Origin of the sequence: Prevotella sp. CAG:255, assembly GCF_000431195.1 — a bacterium.
Classification (GTDB): domain Bacteria; phylum Bacteroidota; class Bacteroidia; order Bacteroidales; family Bacteroidaceae; genus Prevotella; species Prevotella rara.
In genome coordinates this window covers 1-22680 of record NZ_HF986766.1, presented here as the reverse complement: position 1 = coordinate 22680, position 22680 = coordinate 1, and the positions used below count along the sequence as shown (strand labels likewise).

Genomic DNA, 22680 nt, shown 5'->3' with positions numbered 1-22680 from the left:
CGGCCGCCGATGTAGCGGTAGAGCGGCAGGTTGAGAGCCTTGGCAGCAGCCTGTGCTGTAGCCAGAGACACACCGAGAATTGCGTTTGCGCCGAGCTTGCTCTTTGTAGGAGTTCCGTCGAGAGCCAGCATCTTATAGTCGATGGCACGCTGATTGAATACGCAGTCGCCCTTCAATGCAGGTGCTATTATTGTGTTAACGTTTTCAACAGCCTTCAGTACGCCTTTGCCCAGGTAGCGGTTCTTGTCGCCGTCGCGAAGCTCGAGTGCTTCGTTCTCACCTGTAGATGCTCCAGACGGAACAGCTGCACGGCCCATTACGCCGTTTTCGAGGGTTACTTCAACTTCTACTGTAGGATTGCCTCTTGAGTCGAGGATTTCTCTTGCATGAACTTTTTCAATCTTCATATTACCTTATTTTTAAAAGAGTTGTATTTTTGTTCTCGGTTTTATGCCTGCAAAGTTACTGCCAAATTAGTAATATAAGGTATAATTTGCGAATCTATTTTGAAAGATTTAATCTTTTTTAATACATAAAAATGTGTATAATGTTTTTACCGTCTAAATTGTCATATCGAGGTGTCGTTTGTACCCTTATACGTGTCATGCCAGCTGTCAGTTTTGCCGTCAGCGTGCCTCGTCCGGCCGTTGGCGCGCCCGTTTTCAGCCTCCGGCATGCCGTGTCTTGCCTGCCTTCGTAACGTGCTGATAATTAATGCGTTGCAAAAGGCCATGTTTTAGCCTCCCAAAGACCACCTTTTAGCGTGCAATTTGTGCCCTTTTGGAATGTAAAAGACGGCATATTAGAAAGCGGTGCCGTTCAGTATGCGGAAAGCCGGGTCTTGTCGTGAGGCGAAATAACTGAAATATGTGTGTTCATCGCAGCTGTCAGTCCGCAAGTAGGAGGCTTTCAGACAAAATGGATTATGCTTGTCGGATAGACTCATGGTGGGGGCGTGATTTTGATAAAAAGTAAACAGGCACGAAATAAAAGTCATGATATGTCCGTTATATTCATAGCATGCAGAAATATATTTGCTGTCGGTTAAATTTAAAAATATAGCTTATGTCATCATCATCCTTGTTAAAAATACTGCTTGCGTCGTTGCTTTCGGCTGTTTCATTGTGCGGACATTCGCAGAATGTTGTTACGCTTGTGCATGACGATGTCTACGATTGCGGCACCGTAACGATAGCCCCGTCGGACGATGCCAAGCGCTTGCGCCTGTCTGCCCGGCGGTCGGGATGCGTGGTGATGGCAGCAAACGGCTGTGAGAAAATGCCCGAAAATCTTAAAATCGCATTGAAGATGGCGTCAGACATCTGGAGCGGATATATGGCATCGGGAGATACGCTGAAGTTGCAGGTGAGCTATGACGACATGCAGGGGGCTGACATCAGGACCGAAGTGAATTATTCGGCGCTGCCTTCGTCGGCAGATAAGGTGATGTATCCGCTTGCGCTGTGCCGTAAACTGGCAGGCAAAGGGCTTGGCAATGTGCCCGAAACTGACGCGGTGATACATATCAACAGCAATACGCAATGGTGTGTAGGGGCAGGCCGTGACGCTGTCGCGGGCTCTAAGAATCTTGCCTATGCCATGCTTAGGGCCATGGCTTCAGCCTTGGGTTTCGGCTCGGGCGTAAGATATGACAATGAAGGAAACATTATGTTTGGATGCGGAGGCATGACAGCCTTTGACAGACTGATATTTGCTGAAGACGGCACGCGCATGGAAGATTTGCCGGTCTCAGACCATACATCATTTGAAAACTTTGTTTGTCCGGCAGCTGGCTATCTTTATGTGTTGAATGCAGAAGAGGGTTATAAGCTGTATGCGCCGAAGAATTTTGACGTTAACAGGTCGCTGAGATTTCTCACAAGCGCAGAAAGTTTGATGTACTATAAAGGCGAAGGCAAGATAGACATGCCCGTTGATGACGTGACGCTAAGTCTGCTCGGCGCAACGGGCTGGAGCATTGCGGACGATGCCAAGGTGAAAATAGCCGGCAGAGACATCGACGATACGGGAATAGCTTCGGCCTATAAGTCGCACACCTTTTATATAATTGTAGGCGACAATGCCGTGTCAGACCGCCGTTGGGAGTGCCGTCTGCCGTTGAAGTCGGGAGGATATGAAACCATAGCCACATCGGCCGACGAAGAGTTCACTGTGCCTGCTGTTGCTGAAGGCGATGAAGACAGATACGGACGCACGATAGACGGCGACATACGCGCTCTGGTTACGTTAGAAGGAAAGTCAGGAGGAGAGGATGTAAAGTCGGAATATGTAATGACTCTTGAGATGAAGCCGCGCATACTTAGTGCCGGCCTGGTGAGCGTTGAACCTGACAAGGACAATGGCTCATATTATGATGTAACCGTAGAAGCGCGCTACGAAGGCAGCAATGACATATCTGCCATGCTGAGCGAGGAGTCGGGATCCTTTATTTTTCCATGCACGTCATACACCCCTTATTATGCCACAATGACCTTTACCGACATCGACCTTACGGACGGCGCTTCAGTGGAGGTGTATGCAGAAAATGCTTATGGCCGTGACACGGCTGTGATAGAGATACCGCCTAAGGGCTCTGCCGGTATCACCGATGTTGAAAGCCGTCGCATAGCGGACATTAGCGTCTATTCAGCGGCCGGCTCATTGTTAGGAAAAACAGACGGCATGGACGGCCTGAAGGGATTCGGCTCGGGCATGCTGATATTGAAGATAAAGTATGACGGCGGCGAAGTTAAGACAGTGAAATACGTCAACAGATAGCATTTTTGTCGTCAGACTGCTGTCTGTCGGCAGACGGTGGCATATTCATCCATGCGCAAAGTTTGCTGAAACTTAATGGTTCTGCTATTTCAGCAGATACTGTTTGCGGCTCTCCATTATGTCGTCCATATTGCTTAAAGCCCAGTTTATAAGGCTTTCTATGAGCGGAATGAGCGTCAGCGCCCTTTCTGTCAGGCGGTATTCAACGCGCGGCGGCACCTCGGCATACACTTTTCTCGACACAAGGTCGTCGGCCTCGAGCGCCTTCAGTACCTCCGACAGCATCTTCTGCGATATGTCCGGAATGTTGCGGCGCAGTTCGTTGAACCTCATCACGCCGTGCCCGTTGAGCGTTATCAGCACAAGCATCGACCATTTGTCGCCTACGCGCGACAATATGTTGCGTATGGGGCAGGTGGGATATAATGTGTCTTTTAGTTCGTTCTTAATCATAAAAACATTGATTACGGTTTACAAAAGTAACCAATGTTCTTAAATAAACCGCATCTGCGGGGCTCTATTTTGAATAAAAATGTCTTTCTTCCGGCGTGCATCCCCAGATGTGATGTGCCCATGCGTCTTGGCGAAAGCCATTATGCGTGTGTGCTGTTGTTAAAGTGTGTAAAAGTGATTGGCGTAAATGGCTTGGTTTCAGCATTAGTAACCTCCGCGTAACCGGCTGAGAATTTTGTAACCTCTTGATACATACGCAGATATAAACTAACTTTGCATCGTGAACAATAAAAGCATAATAAGATGAAAAAGTTAGAGATTATAGGTAGCGGCGACAATTTCACCGCAGTTACAACAGGCAGTTTCAACGAGTTGCGTGAGCACGAAATCGACTTCGGCGGCGGTGTGGTTCTCAAAGGAAAAGTCTTTGCAGGCACGGCCCTTGGCGCCACAGGCTCTGAAATTTCGTTACAGACCTTTGCTCCGGGCGAGGGCAGCACCTTCCTTCATGCACACAAGACACACGAGGAACTGTATATCATCGTGAGCGGCAAGGGCGAGTTTCAGATAGACGGCAAGACCTTCGCTGTGGCTCAGGGCAGCGTAGTGCGTGTTGCTCCAGCAGGAATGCGTGCGCTGCGCAACACGGGCGCGGACGACATGGTTGTTATATGCATCCAGTATAAAGTCAATTCTTTCGGTGCCGACGACACTCCCTTTGCAGACGGCGTGATGGCCGAGGGCGGCGTAGAGTGGTGATTTGTTGTGGCAGGCAGATGCCGCTTATGCTTCGTTTAGTGAGAGTTGGCATATAGAGAAGTCTTGTACTAAGTCCTTGTCAGTAACAGGCAATGAAATTTGCGGGCAGTTGCCGGCTTGTCGCCGGAGGTTGTCCGCATTTCGCGCTTATGCATACTAAAATCAGTATTGCCTGCCGATAAATTTCGTTATTTGAGCGATAATAATTACCTTTGCGTCCGTAACTTTTCTTGCTAAAATAAATCAATAACTTAAATCTTATGAGAAAATTGTTTTTTTCATGCTTGATGCTTGCCGCATCTCTGTGCCCTTCTGTGGCTCAGCAGGCCGAGACGCTCGGACGCGGACTCGTGGCCGTAAAGACAAAGGCAGGCGTCTATCTGTCGTGGCGATGCCTGACGTCTGACAAAAGCAGTCAGGGCTACGACGTGTATCGTGACGGAGTGAAGGTTAACGCAGAGCCGATAACCGGCAGCACCAACTATGTTGATGCTTCGGGAACGGCAGATGCCAAGTATGTCGTTAAGGCAGTTGACGGCGGACAGGTGGTTGAGACTACGCCTGAAGCAGCCGTATGGCCTGAAGTGTATAAGAAGGTGCACCTTGACAGACCTGCAGGCGGCACCACTCCCGACGGCGTGGCCTACACATACAGCCCCAACGACTGCTCTGTGGGCGACGTTGACGGCGACGGAGAGTATGAGATAATAGTTAAATGGGACCCGAGCAACTCGAAGGACAACTCGGAGAAAGGTGCCTACACGGGCAATGTGTATATCGACGGATACAAGATTGACGGCACGAAGCTGTGGCGCATAGACCTCGGACGCAACATACGCGCCGGCGCTCACTATACGCAGTTTATGGTCTACGACCTCGACGGCGACGGAAAGGCCGAGGTGGCATGCAAGACTGCACCCGGAACAATAGACGGACAGGGCAAGGCCGTGCTGATGGGCAACGACAAGGTTACCGACGACTATCGCGTAAGCAGCGGCTCGAACAAGGGCATAATAGTGTCGGGTCCTGAGTATCTCACGGTGTTCAACGGACAGACCGGCGCTGAGATAACCACCGTTAGCTATGTGCCGCTGCGCTCAGTGCGCTCAAACTCACAGTGGGGCGACTCTTATGGCAACCGCTCTGAGCGCTATCTGGCGTGTGTGGCTTATCTCGACGGACAGAAGCCTAGCCTGGTGATGTGCCGCGGCTATTATACGGCATCGTATCTCTGTGCATGGGACTTCGACGGAAAGAACCTTACGCAGCGCTGGCTGCATAAGTCGGAAACTGCCGGTGAGGGCATCTACGGCGAAGGTGCTCATGCCCTTACGGTTGGCGATGTTGACGGCGACGGCTGCGACGAGATTGTATATGGAGCAGCTTGTGTTGACCACGACGGCTCTGTGCTCTACCGTACCGGTGCCGGACATGGCGATGCCCTGCATCTTGGCGACTTCGACCCCGACCATGACGGACTTGAGATATGGATGGTGCATGAGGAAAAATCGGCGGCATTCCCCTGGGACGCAGAGTTCCGCGACGCCAAGACGGGCGAGATTCTTTGGGGACAGAAGCAGAGCGGCAACGACATAGGCCGCGGCGTAGTGGCCGACGTGAGCGAGAAGTGGCGCGGATGCGAGGCTTGGGCAATAGCCGACTACACGTCAGGCTCGAAGGCTACGGCAACATACGACTGCAAGGGAAACAAGGTGGCAGATAAGCGTCCGTCGTGCAACTTCCGCATATACTGGGACGGCGACCTCTATGAAGAGCTGCTCGACGGCACAGATATCGTTAAGCGCAACGCCACGCTGACGAGCGATGCCGCAAAATGGAGCCTCGGACAATACAGCAACGCGCAGTCGTGCAACACGTCGAAGAAGACTCCTTGTCTTTCGGCCGACATCCTTGGCGACTGGCGCGAGGAGGTGATACTGTGGGACGGAATCACAAGCTCTGACCTGCTTATATTCACCACGACGGAAGAAACTAAATACAAGGTGCCCTGCCTCATGCAGGACCACATATACAGAATGGCCATAGCATGGCAGAATGTGGCATACAACCAGCCGCCTCACCTTGGCTATTATCTGCCCGACAGATTCTCTACCGATGCATCGCTGCGTGCGGTTAGCGGACAGCTCAACCAGACCGTGGAGCAGGGCGAGGCCATTGAGGCCATTGTTTATGAGTGGAAGAACGCTACGGGCGTGGCTGCAGAGGGACTGCCCGACGGCGTAACCATGTCGGTGGACAACTCTTCAAGGCAGTTTACAATAAGCGGAACGCCTTCGGCCACAGGTACATATAAATATAAGGTGTCTACTACTGGCGGCGAGACCACTGCAACTATAGAAGGAACGATAACCGTGCGCGACAAGATTGTGCTGACGCCGCTGGCATGCTATCCGTTCGATGAGATCAGTGCGGGCTCTACTCCCAACACCGTAGAAGGCATGGCAGAGGCCGTTGGCGCGCCGGCATCTGTGCAGGGCATCAAGGGCAACGCCGCACAGCTCGACGGAGCGTCTTACTTCACACAGATGGCATACAGCCAGATACAGCTCGGCACGGAAGACTTCACCGTGGAATTCTGGATGAAGTCTGCCGACGATGCCGCTTACATATTCCATAAAGGCAGCATAACGGCTAACGCTGCAGCCGGAGCAACAGGCAAGTGGGTTGGTCTGGAGTATAAGAACGGACTGCTGAAGTTTGCCGTTGACGACAACGTAACCAAGAGCGAGGCTTCAGCCGCAGGTACTGCTTACTTCAACGGCGAGTGGACTCACATCGTTTGCGTGCGCGACAGCTATACGAAGACGCTGAAACTGTATGCCAACGGAGTGCTGATAGCCGAGGCTGCCGATGCCACAGGCGACATATCAGACAACGACGAGCCGCTCACCGTGGGCAATGTCAACGTGAGCCTTAACAACTTTCTTGAGGGCACAATAGACGAGTTCACTATATATAAAGGTGCAATGAGTTCCAACAAGGTTAAGGAGCGCTACAATGAATACATCTCTTCGGGCATTGAGACAGTGCCTTCCGTTCATCCAGCAGACAAGCTGACACTTGTTTCGGCTACGAGCGGCATGGTGGTTGCACGCGGAGTCGGCGCCCCGGAGAACATCACCTCTGGCGTTGCACCGGGTTATTATATCCTGATAATTGACCACGGAACATCGTCGGAAGTGAGAAAGTTTGTCAAGAAGTAAATCATCCTTATGGTCTGTGCCCCCGGTTCCGGCTTTTCCGCCGGCTCGTTTCCGGGGCACAGACCGTGTGTAATGTCAATAGGCGCCTGTCTGCCGGCTGTTTCTTTTTCCTTTTTTTGAAACGCCGGCGGCAGGCGTCTCTCTTTCGGCTACATGTCGGTAGACGGCATGGCCGCTGTTTATGAAAATATGTCATAACCATACTGATGCAGTGGCTTTTACACTGAAAATTAGTTAAAAAGGCTGTTTTTATTTTGCGTTTAGAACTAATTGCCTTAACTTTGCACACTCTTTTATAATTAAGGTAAATAAAATGGCATATTTCTTCACTTCAGAATCAGTATCAGAAGGGCATCCAGACAAGGTTGCCGATCAGATTTCAGACGCAATACTCGACCAGTTCCTGGCTTACGACGACAAGGCCCGCGTGGCTGTTGAGACGCTCGTAACCACAGGACAGGTTGTCATTGCCGGCGAGGTGCGCAGCGATGTGTATATCGACCTGCAGACCATTGCCCGCAAGACGATAAAGAGAATAGGATATACAAAGTCGGAATATCAGTTCGACTGGAATTCTTGTGGTGTGCTCAACGCCATACATGAGCAGAGCGAGGACATCAAGCGCGGCGTTGACCGTCAGGACGAAAGCGAGCAGGGTGCCGGCGACCAAGGCATGATGTTCGGATATGCCTGCAACGAAACAGAAAACTACATGCCGCTGTCGCTCGACCTGGCGCACATGATAATGCGCACGTTGGCCGACATACGCAAGGAAGGCAGGCAGATGACATATCTGCGCCCTGACTCAAAGAGCCAGGTTACGGTTGAATACGACGACAACGGCGAGGCCCGCCGCATAGACACCATCGTGGTTTCTACACAGCACGACGAGTTCGACTCTGACGATGATGCCATGCTGGCACGTATAAAGGAAGACGTGAAGAATATCCTCATGCCGCGTGTCAAGGAGCAGATTCACAGCGAGAAGGTGCTTGCGCTGTTTGACGACGACATCAAGTATCTTGTCAACCCGACAGGTAAGTTTGTTATCGGAGGCCCTCACGGCGACACAGGTCTTACAGGCCGCAAGATTATTGTTGACACATACGGAGGCAAGGGCGCTCACGGCGGAGGCGCGTTCTCGGGCAAAGACTCGAGCAAGGTTGACCGTTCGGCTGCCTATGCCGCACGCTATATAGCCAAGAATATGGTTGCTGCCGGCGTTGCCGACGAGATGCTCGTGCAGATAAGCTACGCCATAGGTCAGGCAGAGCCTGTCAGCATATATGTAAACACTTACGGCAGAAGCCACGTAAGCCAGTCGGACGGTGAGATAGCCGAGGTTATCAAGAAGATGTTCGACCTGAGGCCGAGAGCCATAGAGCGCGACCTCAAGCTGCGTCAGCCTATCTACAGCGAGACAGCCGCTTACGGACACATGGGCCGCAAGTATGAAAAGGTGATGAAAACCTTTGAGAGCCACTACCACGAGACAAAGACCATCGAGGTGGAACTCTTCACATGGGAGAAGCTCGACAAGGTTGACGAGATAAAGAAAGCATTCGGACTGTAAAGTCCATATGCATGGAAGATGTGTCAGAACACACAGGCGTTGCGCCTATGCGCATGCCGTGTCTTGACACATCCTCTTGTTATATATAAACTAACAATGTAGGGCAGAAAATAAAAGATGACAGAGCTTCAGGCTGATTCGACGAACGTACATGAAGAAGTAGTGCCGGCCGAGCCGCTGAAGGCGGAGACACCGGCCAAGGTGAAACACCCGTATGAGGTGTTGCAGCAGTTGCCTGCTGACGCCACTCCGGCCCAGCAAGACTCTGCCATACAGTCGGTGTTCCATGTTGAGAACACTCATCTGAGCACGCGTCCCGACACGCTCCATCTGCCCGGACACGACAAGGGCAAGAGCGCGAAGGATATCAGCCTGCCGCAATACTACAAGCAGAACTTCTTCTCAAACGACTCGATGTATCATCCCGAGCTCGACGGCGGACGCTACGGCGTGGCCGGCGACCCTGTGCCCTATACCATAAGAGGCGACAACACCATCACTGCCTTGCTGTTGGGATGCTTTGTGCTGGCTCTTATAGCATTTTCCAAGTCGCGCAGGTTCCTTTTCAGACAGACCAAGAATTTCTTTTATGAGCCCAGGACGCTGACCACCGAATTTTCGGAGACTACCAACGAACTGCGTTTCCAGTCGTTCCTCGTGCTGCAGACGTGCTTGCTGTTTGCGATAGTGTCGTTCCTTTACACACAGGACTGCGTTGCCGACACGTTCATCCTCTCGTCGCAATATCAGCTCGTGGCCATCTTCTTTGGCGTCTTCGTAGGCTATTATGCCCTCAAGATGCTGATCTACTGGTTTGTCAACAGCGTGTTCTTCGGCAAGAAAAAAAGTACAAGATGGCTCAAGTCGTTTTTGTTCATCACGTCGTTTGAAGGCGTGGCTCTTTTCCCTCTCGTGATGCTTCAGTCTTATTTCGACTTGTCTATACAAAACGCAGTTTTTTACGTCGCTTTTGTTATAGTTCTAGTGAAATTACTGCTGCTTTACAAGAGTTATGTAGTGTTTTTCGGGCATAAAACCTTTTTTTTGCAAATAATTTTGTACTTTTGTGCCCTTGAAATTATGCCCTTGCTATCATTGTGGGGTGTTCTGGTAATGATTGTAGACTATTTAAAAATAAATTTTTAGGGTATTTACTGATGGTAAGAAAGATATTGATCTCACAGCCCAGACCAAGTAGCGAGAAGTCACCGTATTTTGATATGGAAAAAGAATACGGAGTAGAGTTGGTGTTCCGTCCTTTCATAAAGGTTGAAGGACTTTCTTCAAAAGACTTCCGCCAGCAGAAGATAAGTATTCTCAACTATACGGCTGTTGTGTTCACGTCGCGTCATGCGATCGACAACTATTTCAAGCTTGCCAAGGAAATGAGGCTTGAAATACCTGAGACGATGAAGTATTTCTGTGTAACTGGGACTATAGCTCTGTATATCCAGAAATATGTGCAGTATCGCAAGCGCAAGGTGTTCTTCGGAAAGACCGGAAAGATAGACGACCTGCTGCCCACGATGATAAAGCACAAGACAGAGAAGTATCTCATCCCCATGAGCGACGTTCACGACGACAGCGTGAAGACTCTGCTCGACTCGAAGAAGCTCAACCACACGGAGTGTGTGATGTACCGCACCGTAAGCAACGACTTCACAGAGGAAGAGATAAAGACATTCGACTACGACATGTGCATCTTCTTCAGTCCGTCGGGAATCAATGCCTTCAAGGGCACCTTCCAGGACAGCAAGAACAACAATGTTATTGTCGGCACATTCGGCCCTGCCACAGCTAAGGCTGCCCACGACGCAGGACTGAAGGTGGAATTCGAGGCACCTACAAAGGAGCATCCTTCAATGACAAGTGCTTTGAAAGACTTTTTGGAGAAGAATAAATAAAGATACAAATAAAATATTATGTCGGCATCCGGTGTTCTGACATTCAGGAAAGAAGAGCGGATATGCAGAAAGACAGAGATAGACAAGCTCTTCAATCGCGGAGGCAGCCGCTCGATGGCTGCGTTCCCTGTGAGGCTTGTGTATCTCAAAACCGATGCCGAGGCAGGCGTGCCTGACGTCAGAGTGCTGGTGAGCGTGTCGAAGAAATGCTTCAAGCGTGCCGTGAAGCGCAACAGGGTGAAGCGGCAGCTTCGCGAGGCTTTCAGGCTCAACAAAGGCATTCTGTACGAGCAGCTTGAGCAGCAGGAAGGCACGGCTCTGCTTATTGCTCTGATTTGGATAGACGACAAGCTGTGGCCAACCTCCGAGGTTGAAAAGAAGGTGGTAAACCTTATGCACCGGCTGTCGGAGAAAATAGAGAGGCAATGAGAAGCATTCTTAACCATATTTCCAAAATATTGGTGTGGCTGCTGTCATTGCCTATCGTGTTTTATCAGCGTTGCATTTCTCCCTTCACTCCGCCTTCGTGCAGGTTTACGCCCACGTGCTCTGAATATGCACGCCAGGCCTTAAAGAAGCACGGACCGATAAAGGGGCTGGCGCTTGCCATATGGCGCATACTGAGATGCAACCCTTGGGGCGGAAGCGGCTACGACCCCGTGCCATAGTCTTAAGGCTGCCGCTGTCGGGAGATTATGGCGTATGGGCATCCTGCGGCCGTGCCGTGCGGCATCAGGCTTTGAGCCGCAGCTCATCTGAAAGAAGCCGGTGCGGCTTTTATATGTTTAACGAACAAAAAATAAAGAAAAATACGATGAATAAGAACTTTGTAGAAGAATTGAAATGGCGTGGCATGCTGAGCCAGATAATGCCGGGTACGGAAGAACTGTTGCAGAAAGAGCAGGTTACTGCTTATCTGGGCACTGACCCGACAGCCGACTCGCTGCACATAGGCCACCTCTGCGGCGTGATGATGCTGCGTCACCTGCAGCGCTGCGGACATAAGCCGCTGGCACTCGTGGGCGGTGCAACAGGTATGATAGGCGACCCTTCAGGCAAGAGCCTTGAGCGCAATCTGCTCGACGAGGAGACCCTGCGTCACAACCAGGAGTGCATAAAGAAGCAGCTCGCCAAGTTCCTTGACTTTGAGAGCGACGCTCCCAACAGGGCAGAACTTGTGAACAACTACGACTGGATGAAGGACATGGGCTTCCTGCAGTTCGCGCGTGAGGTGGGCAAGCACATCACCGTAAACTACATGATGGCCAAGGAGAGCGTTCAGCAGCGCCTTAACGGCGAGGCACGCGACGGTCTGTCGTTCACCGAGTTCACCTATCAGCTGCTTCAGGGCTACGACTTCCTGTATCTCTATCAGCACAAGGGCTGCAAGCTGCAGATGGGCGGCAACGACCAGTGGGGCAACATGACCACCGGAACCGAGCTTATACGCCGCACGCTCGGCAGCGAGGCTGAGGCTTACGCGCTGACATGTCCGCTGATAACCAAGGCCGACGGCAAGAAGTTCGGCAAGACAGAGAGCGGAAACATCTGGCTCGACCCGAAGCGCACATCGCCTTACAAGTTCTATCAGTTCTGGCTCAACGTTAGCGATGACGACGCAGAGCGCTATATCAAGATATTTACCAGCCTTGACAAGGAGACCATCGACGCCCTCGTAGAGGAGCACCGTCAGGATCCGGGACGCCGCACGCTGCAGCGTCGCCTGGCTGAAGAAGTAACCGTTATGGTTCACTCTCGCGAGGACTACGACGCAGCCGTTGAGGCTTCTAACATACTGTTCGGCAAGTCGACAAAAGACAGCCTGCTGAAACTCGACGAGCAGACATTCCTCGACATCTTTGAGGGTGTGCCCCAGTTTGAGGTTTCAAAGGACAAGATAGGCCTGCCGGCTGTAGAGCTGTTCACCACAGAGGCAGCCGTGTTTGCCAGCAAGGGTGAGATGCGCAAGCTCGTTCAGGGCGGAGGCGTGTCGCTCAACAAGGAGAAACTGGCCGCATTCGACCGTGAGATTACTTCTGACGACCTCATCGACGGCAAGTATCTGCTCGTTCAGCGTGGCAAGAAGAACTATTTCCTCATAACTGTGAAATAATTTGTCGGCAGTGCGTTCTTGAAATGTCAAAAGGCTGTCCGACAGGGCTTTTGCGTAATAAAAATGCAAAACTTGCGGCCTTTTACATTCAAAAAATAAGAAAAAATTTGGTAGTGGCGTAAAAAACCACTACCTTTGCACCCGTGATTGTCCAATGGTGTAATGGTAGCACAACAGGTTTTGGTTCTGTTTGTAGTGGTTCGAATCCGCTTTGGACAACATTTTTAAATATTATTCATATAATAATCGCACCTTTCATAACGTAGGGGTGCGATTTTTTTGTTATCTTTGCAAGCAATTAAAGGGCAGCCCCCGTATGCTTCATTCACACCGGCATTTTTGTCGGACTCAGAATAGTGCCTGCCGGGGCGGGCTGGATTATGTGGTGAAAGCTTCAGGCCGGCGTGCGGCGCAGCTTTCACATTGTATAGAATACAGTCTTCATCAAAAAACAATTAGTTTAAAAACAAATACATTTATGAAAACAAATTACGAAATCCGCTATGCAGCGCATCCGGAGGATGCAAAAAACTATGACACCAAGAGAATCCGTCGCGACTTCCTTATCGAGAAAGTGTTTGCGGCTGACGAGGTAAATATGGTTTACTCAATGTACGACCGCATGGTTGTAGGCGGTGCAATGCCCGTTAACGAGGAGCTGAAGCTCGAGGCTATCGACCCGCTGAAGGCCGACTACTTCACAACACGCCGTGAGATAGGTATCTTCAACGTAGGCGAGGGCGAAGGTGTCGTTAAGGTTGGCGACGAGACATTCACTCTCGGATTCAAGGAGGCACTGTATATTGGCCGCGGCGACCGCGACGTGTTCTTCAGCAGCAAGGACGCGCAGAAGCCGGCTAAGTTCTACTTTAACAGTACAACAGCCCACAAGGAGTATCCTTGCAAGAAGGTTACAAAGGCCGATGCCGTTGTTGCCCACATGGGTTCGCTCGAGATGAGCAACGAGCGCGACATCAACAAGATGCTCGTTTCTCAGGTTCTGCCCACATGCCAGCTGCAGATGGGTATGACAGAGCTTGCAACAGGCAGCGTATGGAACACTATGCCGGCTCACGTTCACAGCCGCCGCATGGAGGCTTACTTCTACTTTGAGGTGCCCGAGGATCAGGCCGTATGCCACTTCATGGGCGAGATAGACGAGACACGCCACATCTGGATGAAGGGCGACCAGGCTGTTCTGTCTCCCGAATGGAGCATCCACAGCGCGGCTGCCACTCACAACTACACCTTTATCTGGGGTATGGGCGGCGAGAACCTCGACTACGGCGATCAGGACTTCTCAAAGATTACGGATTTGAAGTAAATATATTTCAGTAGTTAAAGAAGTTAGAGTAGTTAAAGGAGTTAAAGCCAAATGCACTTATAGGCCGTTTAGTTTGAACACAGACAGAATGACAATAAGCAACAAGACATTTGACTTTAACTCCTAAGCTCACGACAGTGAGCGGTAACTGCTTTAACTACTATAACTCCCTATAAAAGAATAAACACCCATGGATACATTTTCAAAGAGATTTTCACTTGAAGGAAAAGTGGCACTGGTTACAGGAGCCGCTTACGGAATAGGCTTTGCCATTGCTGAGGCTTATGCGCAGGCCGGCGCAAAGATTGCGTTCAACTGCCGCTCACAGCACCACATGGATCAGGCTCTGGCCGACTATAAGGCTAAGGGCATCGACGCCAAAGGATATATCTGCGACGTTACAAAAGAAGACGAGGTTAAGCAGATGGTGGCCGATATAGAGAAAGAACTCGGCACAATAGACATCCTCGTAAACAACGCCGGCATCATCAAGCGCATACCTATGACAGAAATGTCGGTTGAAGACTTCCGTCAGGTTGTCGACATCGACCTCAATGCGCCTTTCATCGTGTCTAAGGCCGTTATTCCGGGCATGATAAAGAAAGGCCACGGCAAGATTATCAACGTATGCTCAATGATGAGCGAGCTTGGTCGTGAGACAGTGTCTGCCTATGCTGCAGCCAAGGGCGGACTGAAGATGCTCACACGCAACATCTGCTCAGAGTTCGGCGAGCACAACATACAGTGCAACGGTATCGGTCCGGGCTACATCGCCACACCGCAGACTGCACCGCTGCGCGAGCGTCAGGCCGACGGCAGCCGTCATCCGTTCGACAGCTTCATCGTATCTAAGACTCCTGCCGCACGCTGGGGCACACCTGAAGACCTTATGGGTCCGGCAGTGTTCCTTGCATCAGACGCCTCTGACTTCGTAAACGGTCATATCCTTTACGTTGACGGCGGTATACTTGCTTACATCGGCAAGCAGCCTTGATAAATAATTATTGTCTTATGCGGCGTATGTGTAAAGTTACCACGTACGCCGTATAGACATTTATATTTATAAAGGTTACCTCACAATTACGCTAAAACTTGATTAAAATTAATACCAACATATTTTTAAGAGTAAATTAAATAATACGTTATGAATAAGAAAGGACTTTGGATTTTTTTGTTTTTATTTTTTGCTATTACCAGCACAAATAGTACAGTAATTAATGATTGGCCTCGAATACCATTGCTGACGATAACTACAGAGAATGGTGAATTCCCGACATGTGAAGTGGTTTATCCGCCTGAGGGATGTGTAGGAACAGGAATAACAGCCAATGACTATGTATGTGGCCGGCTCGTGATGACACTTGATGGAGAAACACTTTATGACTCGGGTGATTATATAAAAGATGAGTCAGGCATGAGAATAAAAATCCGTGGAAATAGCACCGGTGCTTCTGCCGGACAGAAACCATACAAAATAAAGCTGTCGAAGAAGTTTGACCTGCTGTGCCGTGGAGATGAAGGATATAATGAAAAGGACTGGAATCTGCTAAAGATAAGCACATGGAATCCGGCATTCTCAAATGCAGAGAGTAATATACTTACGGTATTGGGCTTCGTGCTGAGTGAGGCTATAGGTATGGAATGGACTCCTGGCTATACCTTTGTTAATCTTGTTATGAATGATAAATATATGGGCATGTATTATCTTACAGATGCCATAGAGCGCGGCGACAAAAGGGTTGATATAAAGAAATCAGGCTATCTTATAGAGAACGACGCCTATTGGTGGAACGAAGACCTGTATTTTAAAACAGACCATCAGAACTCTGTCATGGGGTGGACATACAAGTATCCTGACGCTGAAGACGTGGATGACGCCATAAACGGCAACATCCAGGCATACGTTAACGATTTTGAGGATGCTTTGTACTCGGGAAAGGACGTTGATGAATATATCGACCTGGCTTCTTTTGCAAAATGGATTCTGGTTCATGACATTCTTAACTCTGATGATGCCGCCGGCACAAACATGTATATGTACAAACACGATTATGATGAGAGTAATCCTGTGGCAACAAAATTGATGATGGGCCCGTTGTGGGATTTTGATTCTTCATTTAAGACTGATGCCGATGACAGATGGAGCCAGCTTCACGAATTGGATTATTTTTATTATCCCAAATTGTTTGAAAATGAAAAATTCGTAAAGGAATATAAGAAACAATGGGAAGAGATAAAGCCGACATTGGCAGAAGATGTTAAAAACGGCCTTGAAGCGTTGAAGACAACTTATGGAGATGCTTTGCAGAAAAGCATGGATTTGCATAAGACTGCATATCCTACAGAGTGCAGTAATAGTATTGAATCTCAGATTGACGAGATAAATGGTAAAATCGAGAGTAGAATTGTCGGTCTTGACAACCTTGTGAGCCAGCTTCAGACTTCAGGGGTACAGCAAATAGACGAAAATGGACCTAAGCATAAGATTATAGCTGTATATGACATTTATGGCGTAAGATGTCAGGAGGACGATATGGATAAGCTGCCTAAAGGCATTTATATAGTAAAGTATAATAACGGTTCGTTTGAAAAATGGTTGAATAAATAATATCTTTTTATCGAGAGATATAAATTTTTAAAGTGCAGGATATCATCATTAATTTTTGATGTCCTGCACTTTTTATTTTATTTCTATGCCATGAAATAATTTAGTTTATAAAAACGCGCTGAAAATCGTAACATTTTTATCCTGTTTTGCTTTCAGACACAGATATTATAGTCCGTTTCGCTGCTTTTTGTTAAGCTAATTGTATCTGTTTTGTTTCAGACTGTTAGTGGCCCGTTTTTGCTCCGTAACTGGGCCACTTTTTGTGCAAAAGTGGGCCGTTTTTTATCCTTAAACAATAGACTTTTCAGGCGAGTCTGCACATATAATCTAGCATGGCAGATGCTGCGGCATTATTTTCATGTACGGATTGCTGATTCTAAGCCTTAAATCATATTCAGACTTTTGCATATTTTTCATAATTTTCAGCATCAGCATTCCTTACCGGCAGCCATAGCTACATGACGTGCTGAGACATGATAATATGCCTGCATGAAAACAATGTAGAAAATAAGTTGGATATGCTTCCTTATATAATTAATAAGGTATAAGGATTTTTCGTTGTATATCTCTTTTACCAAGAGATAGAATTCCGATGCAAATATATGAACAAATACTAATATCTGCAAATGATTTAATGATTTTTTTTTCAAAAACGTTGAAAAAAGCATTAATAACAATAACTATTGACAAAAAGAGCTGAAAATCCCGATAACAGCAAGGTTTCAGGGCATATGTCTATCTCTTGGTAAAAGAAAGAGCGGGTTTTTAGATAATCCAAAAATAATTATATATATAGTTTTTAATTAAATTAGTTTATCAAATGAAAAGAAAAATTTTCAGTTCTTTGCTTCTTGTAGCGTTCCTATGCGCTTCAATGAGCATGTTCGTTTCTTGTAAAGACTATGAGGATGACATCAATGCGAACAAAGATGACATCACTGCTTTACAGAATCAGTTGGCTGACTTGCAGACTACACTGTCAAACGAGTTGAGCAGTGTAAGAAGCGAGTTTAATACTCAAATCTCTGATGCCAAGGCTCAGCTCCAGGCTGCCATCGATCAGAAAGCTGATCAGGCTACTGTAACTGCACTCGAGGCAAGAGTTGCTACTCTGGAAGGTGACCTCGCTGCTAAGGAGGCTGCTTTGAACGCAAAAATTGATGCTGTAAACGAAGCTGTTACTGGTCTTGACGGAAGACTTGAGAGCGTTGAGGAAGCTTTGGCTACAATCACAGCCATGACAGGTGACTTCGAGGAACTTCAGAAGACAGTTAATGACTTGAAAGGTAGAGTTGAGGCTCTTGAAAGCCTTGACATCGCTACTATCGCAAGAGAGGCTGTTGAAAAGGATCTCGAAGCTCAGCAGAAAGCTCTTGATGATTTCAAACAGCAGATTGCTGACGCTGACTATCAGAAGCAGATTGACAATCTGAAGGATCAGATTGAGGCTCTGCCTACAGCTGATGACCTGAAGGATCTTGCCGACAAGCTTGAGGCTTATGACATTGAGAACATCGAAAAGAGAGTTTCTGCAGCAGAGGAGGCTATCGCTGAACTTAAGTCTTCTTTGTCTGATTATGCTACTGTAACAAGCGTTGAAGAACTCAAGAATGCTCTTCAGAAGCAAATTGACGACCTGAATACTACAGTAAACGGTATTTCTGAGAACGTTAATACTCTTACAGTGTTCGTTGACAAACTGTTGAACAGTATTGCTCTCGTTCCTGATCTCTATGTTGATGGTATTGAGGCTATAGAGTTCCAGAGCCTTTATTATCAGCCGATGGTTCTTAACAAGGGTGTTCTTGAAAAGGCTCCCGGTCAGGCTGTTTGGTGTGATAATGGCTTGGCAGAGGCAACTTACAGACTGAACCCGAGCGCAGTTCCATTGGAGAATATCGATTCTGAGAATATCGAATTCGTTGCTGCTACAGCTGAGACAAGAGGCGTTCTTGCAAACTCACCTGTTGAATTTAACGGTATTAAGAGCTATGAAAATGGTCTTATGACTGTAAACCTGAAAAAGACAGATGCTTACACAAATGTAAACAATGTTGAAGGTGAGGCAGGCAAGATATACATCGTAGCTTTGAAGGTTCCGCGTTATAACAGCGACAAGAAGAGCACAACTGACGTTTATTCTGAGAACTCTCGTCTTGTTCAGACTAACTTTACTCCGGTTATCGCTAGACTGAATCCTAATGCCGAGCAGCACTTCAATGCAAGTGATCCTATGCATCACTATTCAGACTCTGTAACGATTTATAACTCTAATGTAGACAACAACGAGCTCGTAGCTGTTGAACTCTACTATAATGAGAAACATGATCTTAAAGAGTATCTGACAGGTTGCTATCTGAACGCTGCAAGCAAGCACACTCAGATTACTAAGGATGAACTGAAGAAGTATGGTCTTGCTTTACGTTTTGCTATTCCATCAGAGCCGTATAAGAAAGCTGCAGATAACACAACAGACCAGCAGCAGTTTGCTTCTGTAACAGCAGATGGTATAATCTCTTCAAAGACTCCTGCAGGAAACACAAGTAATCTTGCTAGTGTAGGTAAAGAGCCTATCGTTCGTGTAATGCTTTGCGATACTGTTAACAACAAACTTGTTGACGCTCGTTACATGAAGATTAAATGGAACCAGAAGACACTTGAGGATGTTCAGCTTGCTGATCACGTTTCAGAAGAAGTTCTTGCTTGTGGCGAGACAACTGCTGACTTGAAGTGGGATTGGATTATTGACGAGGTTTATGCAAAGGTTCAGGATGAAGGTCTTGACCAGAAGACATTCGAAAAAATATATTCATTCAATGATATAAAAATAGAGAAAATGTCTCCTGCACCAATAAATACATTTGCTGCACCGAAGATGATTAACACTGAAAATGAACAGGGTGATGCTCTTGCTGGTAAATGGGTGCTGACAGACGATATGATTGGATATATTCCGCAGACAGATAAGGTTAAGACATTCGTTGCCAAGATTACATTCGTATCAGGTGCACCTGCACAGTATCCTGACTTGGTAATGTACTGGAAGTTCAATATCAAACTGCCTGAATTCCCGACAATAGCAGGTTACAACAATACATATTGGGAGAATAACAACTATGACTTCCATTACGTATATCCTGTTCAGTATGGTACAGACGCAGCTAAGACAATGGTTGAATATAACTATCCTCTTGAGCAGGCATTTGCTAAGACTGCAAAATGGGGTAATGCCGACTTCTTCATCAAGAATATGGGTGAGTGCTATTCTTGGGATCTGCAGTTCGCAGCAGAACAGAGCATAGAGGGATATGGCGTTAATGGTTATACAACAAATTATGAACCATGTACTCAGACTGTAGAATACACAAGCTTCAACGGCTATAAGTTGTTTAAGAATTCAAATGAGAAGGCTCTGCAGATAAATTGGACAACAACTTCTAATGCAGGTACTCCTTATGTTTCATGGCAGGGTGATCATGACGCTAAGATTAATCTGTATGCAGCTCCTCATATTACAGCTAACCAGGGCCTGCTTAACGAGCTGAAACAGGCTGATGACAGCAAGGGTATACCTCAAAAGACTTCTGACAAGAAGGTTTACCTCAATATGTGGGCTAAGATTAATTCTCACAACTATGTTCTCGTTAAGAAATATGCTGTATGCTTCGTTGCTCCTATCCGTGTGAATGTAACTTCTAACGGTCACTTCGAGGAGGGTATCGCTGGCTCAACAGAATCAACTGTTAAAACAGCTAATCTCGCTAAGATTGTTGACTTCCGTGGATATACTGTAGCAGAGAAAGCCGGAACATCACAGTTTGATAAGGATGCAGATAAGTTATGGAAGTATTATGATGTTACAGAGAAGAAATTTGATGTCTCTAAGGCTAAGTTTGGCTTCAAGGTTTCTGGTGGAAGTGTTGTAGCTGACGGTGATCTTAACTATAATGAGGCAATGTCTGCATCAGAGCTTTCAAAACTTACAAGCGGTGGCGTAAATCTGTCTCTCTCAATGTCTTCTGACGAAAGCGAGATCGTATTCAAGAACAATGGTGGTACAGATGTAACAAGCACATTCAACATCTTCATCCCTGTCACTGTTAAGTATGCATTCGGTACAATAACAGAGTACATCAAAGTTCCTGTATATCCTCGTGGTCAGGTAAAATAATAACGAGAGTGAAATGAAAATGCTTTGAAAGGAGCATTCGAAATAGACAATTAAACTTCAATCGGGAGCGCTCCTTGTTATTGAGGGGCGCTCTTTTAAAAATAAAAAAGTTTCTATGATTAAATCAGTAAAATATGTCGTAATAGCTTTGATCCTGTTTGCCGTTGCCTCTTGTGGCGATAAAAAGAAACCGGAGGTGAAGCTTCCTGTTGATCCGCGCATGGACCAGCAGATGGCCCGTACAAGCAAGGACACCATGATGCTGCTCGACATGACAAAGAAGTTCTTGGAAACTTTGAAGAACAACGACATCGACGGCGCTATGAGCCAGCTGTATGAGGTTAAGGACAACAAGGTGATGCCTCTTTCGGAAGAACGCTCAAAGGAGATACGCAAGAGTTTAGCGAGTTTCCCTGTGTTATCTTACAAGATAGACGAACTTCTCCTCTATAGCGACAGCGACACCGAGGTGCGTTACACGATCGAGTTTTTTGAGAAACCTAAGGGCGACAAACGTCCTAACACGATAAAATGCTCGGTTAATCCGACACGTGTTGGCGGCAACTGGTATCTTACCATTGCCAAGGTGGCTCAGGAAAATAACAATAAGAACAATTGAAAAAATTAAAACCATTAGCTATGCGTTATTTAAGTTTATTATTGGCCGCAGGTTTCCTGTTTATGGGAAATCCCGTGTCAGCTCAGGAAAGCGAACCTGAGTACGAGTTCAACAGGCATTGGTTTGTAAGCGTTCACGGCGGTGCCCAGTATACATTGGGCGAGGCCTCTTTTGGCGACTTGCTTTCTCCTACGGTTCAGTTAGGTGCCGGATATCAGTTTACCCCGTGGTTTGCCACACGTCTTTCTGTAGGTGCTTGGCAGAGCAAGGGCGGCTGGAACGGATACATGCTGGACGGCAAGGCCGTAAACACTACGTATAAGTACAACTATGTAGCCCCCGGCATTGACTTTATGTTCAATCTGTCTAATGCCATCTGCGGTTACAACCCAATGCGTCTGTTCAGTGTTACAGCTTTCATCGGCGGCGGTGCAAACATCGGCTTTGGTAACGATGAGGCCAACGAACTGGCCAACGCAGGCTATGACATGCGCTACGTGTGGAGCGGCACAAAGGTTCGTCCCGTAGGCCGTGGCGGTCTGTCGTTCGACTTCCGCGTTAGCGACCGCGTAAGCCTCGGCATCGAGGGTAACGCAAATGTCCTCTCAGACAAGTACAACTCAAAGAAGGCAGGCAATGCCGACTGGTATTTCAACGCTCTTGCCAGCGTTACAATCCGTCTGGGCAAGACCTACAAGAAGAAGGCTGCCCCGGCTCCGGAGCCTGTAGAGCAGACTATTGTAGAACCTGTTGTTGAAGAGAAGCCGGCAAGCGAGCCCGTTGTAGAGGAAGTAAAGGACGAGGGCATGAAGCGCGACGTATTCTTCACGATAAACTCAAGCGTTATCCGTGAGTCAGAGCGCGAAAAGGTTGTGGAACTTTCTAAATATTTAAACAATCATAAAAATGCAATTGTCGAAATAACAGGCTACGCCGATGCCGGAACAGGCACTGCTGCTATAAACAGCCGCTTGTCTTCTGAGCGTGCGGAGGCTGTTAAGAAGATGCTTACAGAACAATGCGGTGTGTCTGCGTCGCAGATAAAGACCTCTTACAAGGGGTCTGAAGTCCAGCCGTTTGCTGACAACGACATGAACCGTGTATCAATTTGTATTATACCTCAATTCCGCAACCCTACTAAAAGTCTCAGAGCG

At 47.8% G+C, this 22680-nt stretch carries 18 protein-coding genes and 1 tRNA gene (1 of these 19 only partly in view); 16 read left to right on the top strand and 3 right to left on the bottom strand.

Features of this window, described 5'->3' with window-relative positions; genetic code table 11:
• Together eno and QVO66_RS01080 are read right to left on the bottom strand one after the other, a co-directional pair.
• A protein-coding gene (eno, locus tag QVO66_RS01085; RefSeq protein ID WP_021853520.1) for a phosphopyruvate hydratase crosses the window boundary here: on the bottom strand, positions 1 to 407 show its start. 934 nt of this gene lie to the left of the window's left edge; the window shows 407 of its 1341 coding nt (coding positions 1-407); the start codon lies at positions 405 to 407; its stop codon lies beyond the left edge, outside the window.
• Between the two features lie 161 nt (positions 408 to 568).
• Positions 569 to 733 carry a hypothetical protein gene (locus QVO66_RS01080; RefSeq protein ID WP_288172410.1) on the bottom strand — a complete coding sequence of 55 codons (165 nt, stop codon included), beginning with the start codon at positions 731 to 733 and terminating at the stop codon, positions 569 to 571.
• Positions 734 to 1065: 332 nt separating this feature from the next.
• Between QVO66_RS01080 and QVO66_RS01075 the strand changes: the two genes are divergently transcribed.
• On the top strand, positions 1066 to 2778 hold the full coding sequence (locus QVO66_RS01075) for a hypothetical protein (protein WP_021853519.1): 1713 nt from the start codon (positions 1066 to 1068) through the stop codon (positions 2776 to 2778).
• Positions 2779 to 2862: 84 nt separating this feature from the next.
• Here QVO66_RS01075 and QVO66_RS01070 read toward each other — a convergent pair whose 3' ends face one another.
• Positions 2863 to 3231 carry a winged helix-turn-helix transcriptional regulator gene (locus tag QVO66_RS01070; RefSeq protein ID WP_021853518.1) on the bottom strand — a complete coding sequence of 123 codons (369 nt, stop codon included), beginning with the start codon at positions 3229 to 3231 and terminating at the stop codon, positions 2863 to 2865.
• 303 nt (positions 3232 to 3534) lie between these two features.
• Here QVO66_RS01070 and QVO66_RS01065 point away from each other — a divergent pair, with 303 nt between their 5' ends.
• The 15 genes from QVO66_RS01065 to QVO66_RS00995 form a co-directional block, all read left to right on the top strand.
• Entirely contained in the window at positions 3535 to 3990 is a 456-nt protein-coding gene (locus tag QVO66_RS01065; protein ID WP_021853517.1) for a cupin domain-containing protein, read from the top strand.
• Between the two features lie 260 nt (positions 3991 to 4250).
• Entirely contained in the window at positions 4251 to 7214 is a 2964-nt protein-coding gene (locus QVO66_RS01060; protein ID WP_021853516.1) for a rhamnogalacturonan lyase family protein, read from the top strand.
• Positions 7215 to 7527: 313 nt separating this feature from the next.
• Positions 7528 to 8787: a methionine adenosyltransferase gene (metK, locus tag QVO66_RS01055; RefSeq protein ID WP_021853515.1), complete on the top strand. Its 1260-nt coding sequence runs from the start codon at positions 7528 to 7530 to the stop codon at positions 8785 to 8787.
• Positions 8788 to 8904: 117 nt separating this feature from the next.
• Positions 8905 to 9933, top strand: coding sequence for a DUF4271 domain-containing protein (locus tag QVO66_RS01050; protein ID WP_021853514.1), 1029 nt, complete (start codon positions 8905 to 8907; stop codon positions 9931 to 9933).
• 11 nt (positions 9934 to 9944) lie between these two features.
• Positions 9945 to 10691: a uroporphyrinogen-III synthase gene (locus QVO66_RS01045; protein WP_021853513.1), complete on the top strand. Its 747-nt coding sequence runs from the start codon at positions 9945 to 9947 to the stop codon at positions 10689 to 10691.
• An 18-nt stretch (positions 10692 to 10709) separates the two neighbouring features.
• Positions 10710 to 11120 carry a ribonuclease P protein component gene (gene rnpA, locus QVO66_RS01040; RefSeq protein WP_021853512.1) on the top strand — a complete coding sequence of 137 codons (411 nt, stop codon included), beginning with the start codon at positions 10710 to 10712 and terminating at the stop codon, positions 11118 to 11120.
• A complete protein-coding gene (gene yidD / locus QVO66_RS01035) occupies positions 11117 to 11359 on the top strand; it encodes a membrane protein insertion efficiency factor YidD (protein WP_021853511.1) in 243 nt (80 codons plus the stop codon). Before rnpA ends, yidD begins: the two co-directional genes overlap by 4 nt.
• 146 nt (positions 11360 to 11505) lie before the next feature.
• A complete protein-coding gene (gene tyrS, locus QVO66_RS01030) occupies positions 11506 to 12804 on the top strand; it encodes a tyrosine--tRNA ligase (protein WP_021853510.1) in 1299 nt (432 codons plus the stop codon).
• 148 nt (positions 12805 to 12952) lie between these two features.
• Positions 12953 to 13023: transfer RNA gene (locus QVO66_RS01025), tRNA-Gln, on the top strand.
• A gap of 259 nt (positions 13024 to 13282) precedes the next feature.
• The gene (gene kduI, locus QVO66_RS01020) at positions 13283 to 14128 is read left to right on the top strand and encodes a 5-dehydro-4-deoxy-D-glucuronate isomerase (protein WP_021853509.1); all 846 of its coding nucleotides are present in this window, start codon (positions 13283 to 13285) and stop codon (positions 14126 to 14128) included.
• Between the two features lie 190 nt (positions 14129 to 14318).
• A complete protein-coding gene (locus QVO66_RS01015) occupies positions 14319 to 15122 on the top strand; it encodes a gluconate 5-dehydrogenase (protein ID WP_021853508.1) in 804 nt (267 codons plus the stop codon).
• A 150-nt stretch (positions 15123 to 15272) separates the two neighbouring features.
• Positions 15273 to 16736, top strand: a complete 1464-nt coding sequence (locus QVO66_RS01010) for a CotH kinase family protein (RefSeq protein ID WP_021853507.1) — start codon at positions 15273 to 15275, stop codon at positions 16734 to 16736.
• 820 nt (positions 16737 to 17556) lie between these two features.
• On the top strand, positions 17557 to 20907 hold the full coding sequence (locus QVO66_RS01005; RefSeq protein WP_021853506.1) for a hypothetical protein: 3351 nt from the start codon (positions 17557 to 17559) through the stop codon (positions 20905 to 20907).
• Between the two features lie 115 nt (positions 20908 to 21022).
• Positions 21023 to 21526, top strand: a complete 504-nt coding sequence (locus QVO66_RS01000) for a hypothetical protein (RefSeq protein WP_021853505.1) — start codon at positions 21023 to 21025, stop codon at positions 21524 to 21526.
• Positions 21527 to 21546: 20 nt separating this feature from the next.
• On the top strand, positions 21547 to 22680 hold a 1134-nt coding region (locus QVO66_RS00995; protein WP_288172409.1), incomplete at its 3' end, for an OmpA family protein.

What these genes read in the sequence shown, in the direction of transcription:
- tyrS (WP_021853510.1), top strand. Translation starts at nt 11,506, where the DNA reads ATGAATAAGAACTTTGTAGAAGAATTGAAATGGCGTGGCATGCTGAGC.
- QVO66_RS01070 (WP_021853518.1), bottom strand. Translation starts at nt 3,231, where the DNA reads ATGATTAAGAACGAACTAAAAGACACATTATATCCCACCTGCCCCATA.
- QVO66_RS01045 (WP_021853513.1), top strand. Translation starts at nt 9,945, where the DNA reads ATGGTAAGAAAGATATTGATCTCACAGCCCAGACCAAGTAGCGAGAAG.
- QVO66_RS01080 (WP_288172410.1), bottom strand. Translation starts at nt 733, where the DNA reads ATGGCCTTTTGCAACGCATTAATTATCAGCACGTTACGAAGGCAGGCA.
- QVO66_RS01065 (WP_021853517.1), top strand. Translation starts at nt 3,535, where the DNA reads ATGAAAAAGTTAGAGATTATAGGTAGCGGCGACAATTTCACCGCAGTT.
- QVO66_RS01050 (WP_021853514.1), top strand. Translation starts at nt 8,905, where the DNA reads ATGACAGAGCTTCAGGCTGATTCGACGAACGTACATGAAGAAGTAGTG.
- yidD (WP_021853511.1), top strand. Translation starts at nt 11,117, where the DNA reads ATGAGAAGCATTCTTAACCATATTTCCAAAATATTGGTGTGGCTGCTG.
- QVO66_RS01000 (WP_021853505.1), top strand. Translation starts at nt 21,023, where the DNA reads ATGATTAAATCAGTAAAATATGTCGTAATAGCTTTGATCCTGTTTGCC.
- kduI (WP_021853509.1), top strand. Translation starts at nt 13,283, where the DNA reads ATGAAAACAAATTACGAAATCCGCTATGCAGCGCATCCGGAGGATGCA.
- QVO66_RS01060 (WP_021853516.1), top strand. Translation starts at nt 4,251, where the DNA reads ATGAGAAAATTGTTTTTTTCATGCTTGATGCTTGCCGCATCTCTGTGC.
- QVO66_RS01075 (WP_021853519.1), top strand. Translation starts at nt 1,066, where the DNA reads ATGTCATCATCATCCTTGTTAAAAATACTGCTTGCGTCGTTGCTTTCG.
- QVO66_RS01015 (WP_021853508.1), top strand. Translation starts at nt 14,319, where the DNA reads ATGGATACATTTTCAAAGAGATTTTCACTTGAAGGAAAAGTGGCACTG.
- rnpA (WP_021853512.1), top strand. Translation starts at nt 10,710, where the DNA reads ATGTCGGCATCCGGTGTTCTGACATTCAGGAAAGAAGAGCGGATATGC.
- QVO66_RS01005 (WP_021853506.1), top strand. Translation starts at nt 17,557, where the DNA reads ATGAAAAGAAAAATTTTCAGTTCTTTGCTTCTTGTAGCGTTCCTATGC.
- QVO66_RS01010 (WP_021853507.1), top strand. Translation starts at nt 15,273, where the DNA reads ATGAATAAGAAAGGACTTTGGATTTTTTTGTTTTTATTTTTTGCTATT.
- metK (WP_021853515.1), top strand. Translation starts at nt 7,528, where the DNA reads ATGGCATATTTCTTCACTTCAGAATCAGTATCAGAAGGGCATCCAGAC.